The sequence below is a fragment of the Pseudomonadota bacterium genome (assembly GCA_022361155.1).
Lineage (GTDB): Bacteria > Myxococcota_A > Polyangia > Polyangiales > JAKSBK01 > JAKSBK01.
The window spans coordinates 1-2,568 of record JAKSBK010000067.1; the positions used below are offsets into that span (position 1 = coordinate 1).

At 64.2% G+C, this 2,568-nt stretch carries 2 protein-coding genes; both read right to left on the reverse strand.

The features are described 5' to 3' along the window. The coding region (locus MJD61_01815; protein MCG8554014.1) for an NAD(P)(+) transhydrogenase (Re/Si-specific) subunit beta at positions 1 to 958 on the reverse strand (958 nt) is incomplete at its 3' end. A 2-nt stretch (positions 959 to 960) separates the two neighbouring features. Further along, positions 961 to 2,523, reverse strand: coding sequence for a Re/Si-specific NAD(P)(+) transhydrogenase subunit alpha (locus MJD61_01820; GenBank protein MCG8554015.1), 1,563 nt, complete (start codon positions 2,521 to 2,523; stop codon positions 961 to 963). Between the last annotated feature and the right edge of the window lie 45 nt (positions 2,524 to 2,568).

The window sequence follows — 2,568 nt, forward strand, 5'->3', positions numbered from 1 at the left end:
CGGCCATACCGTAGCCCGGCACCACGATCACCTGCTTGGCCGCCTTGAGCTCTTCGGCCAGCCCATCGGCCGAGGTCTCTTGGATCTCCCCCTGATCCTCGCCGCCCGCGGCGGGTACGGCCCCCTCCTGGGTACCAAAGCCACCAAACACGACGTTCATGATCGAACGGTTCATGGCGCGGCACATGATGATAGAGAGAATGGCGCCGCTCGAGCCCACGAGTGCGCCGGTCACGATGAGCAGATCGTTGGACAGGGTGAAGCCCGCTGCAGAGGCGGCCCAGCCGGAATAGCTGTTGAGCAGCGAAACAGCGACCGGCATGTCTGCACCACCGATGGCCATGACCAGGTGCCAGCCCAGGAACAGGGTCAGGCCCGTCATGATCAATAGGTAGGTGAGCCCCTGCTCGACCGGCAGCTGCAGGAAGGGAAAGACCAGGCCGATCGTTGCCAGCGCCACCAACAGGTTGAGCCCGTGTCGTCCGGGAATGAGAAGCGGCTTGCCTCCGATCGTGCCGCGGAGCTTCGCCCATGCCACGACCGAGCCGGTGAACGTGATGGCGCCCACTGCGACGTCGATCCAGATCTCGACGCGGTGAAAATCCTGGGCGGCCCCTTCGAGCTTGTGCTCCGGATGCAAATACGTCGATATGCCCACCAGCACGGCGGCCATACCCACGAAGCTGTGAAGTATGGCGACCAGCTCCGGCATCGCGGTCATCACGACGCGCTTGGCCAGCCACAGCCCGATCACAGCCCCCAGCAGGACAGCCGGCACGACCATCTCGTAGGAGCGGATAGTGTCCGTGAGCGCCGTGACCACAATGGCCAAGATCATGCCGACGATGCCGAACACGTTGCCGCGTCGAGCCGTTTCCTGCTGGGAGAGCCCGCCCAGGCTTCGAATGAACAGGACCCCTGCTACCAAGTACGCAACCGTCAGAACTCCAGGGTCCATCGCTAGTCCTTCCGAAACATTTCCAGCATCCGGCGCGTCACGAAAAAGCCGCCGAAGATATTGATGCTCGCTACCAGAATCGCGACTGCCCCGAGTATCTGAGGCAGTCCCTGCCCTCCGAGCCCCGCCTGCAGCATCCCCCCGATGATGATGATGCCGCTGATGGCATTGGTGACGCTCATCAAGGGCGTGTGGAGCGCCGGTGTAACGCTCCAGATCACCTGCCAGCCGACGAAACACGCCAGAATGAAGACGGTCAGGTGCTGCAGAAAAGCGTCCGGTGCGAAGCGGCCTACCACGAAAAACAACGCGATGAGCACCAGGCCGCCGACGGTAGTGCCCCATGCACGCTGGCGCATGATGTGCTCTTGCTCCGGCTTGGCGGCTTCCGGTGGCGGCTGCGATCGGGGCTTGGGCTTGGGCTCGGCAACATCAGTAGCCGGCTTTGGCGGCGGCGGCGGCAGGACCTGCCCGTCGTGCACCACGGTCGCGCCTCGGACCACCTCGTCCTCCAGGTCGATGCGAAAACCCTCGTCTCCACGACTCATGTCGGACAGCAGGTGCACGATATTGGTGCCGAAGAATCGGCTGGACGTGGAGGCCATCCTGCTGGGGAGGTCGGTGTAGCCGATGATCTTCACGCCGTTGGCCTCGGTAAGCCGACCGGGGCTGGTCAGCTCGCAGTTGCCGCCCTGCTCGGCCGCCAGATCCACGACCACGCTGCCCCTTTTCATCGCCGTTACGTGCTCGCGCTTCAGCAGCGTCGGCGCCTTGGCTCCCGGCACCAGCGCCGTGGTGACGATGACGTCGCACTCTTTGGCCTGCTCGAGAAAGAGCGCCATCTCCGCCTCGATGAACTCCTTGCTCATGACCTTGGCGTAGCCCCCCGTGCCTTCGCCGCTTTCCTCGATCTCCACCTCCAGGAAGCGGGCTCCCAGGCTTTCGACCTGCTCGCGCGCGGCAGCACGGGTGTCGAAGGCCCGCACGTCGGCTCCGAGCCCGCGCGCTGCGCCAATGGCCGCCAGGCCCGCGACGCCGGCACCGATGATCAAGACCTTGGCGGGCGGCAGAGTGCCCGCCGCGGTCACTTGGGCGCTGAAGAAGCCGTTGTACGTTGTCGACGCTTCGAGAACGGCACGGTAGCCCACCAGATTGGACATCGAGCTCAGCACGTCCATCTTCTGGGCACGCGTGATCCGGGGGACGCTGTCGAGAGACAGCGTGTTTACGCCCTTGGCGGCGAGAATACGAACCAGAGACTCGTTGCGTTTGGGATAGATCAGGCTGATCAGCGTAGTACCGCGCGCCAGCAGCCCTATCTCGGTCTCGCTGGGAGGGTTTACCTTGATCACGATCGAAGCGTTCTGGAGCAGCGCTCGCCGATCCGACTCGATCTCGGCGCCCGCTTCGCGATACGCGTCATCGGAATGTCCGGAGCCTTCGCCCGCACCGGCCTCGACGGTCACGGTGAAGCCCAACTCCTTGTACTTCGCCACGTTCTCGGGAATGGCCGCCACCCGCTTCTCTTCGGGGATGCGCTCCTTCAGGACTGCTAGACGAGTCACGGGACCTCCACAGGCGCCGGACCATACAACAATGCCGCCCCAAAC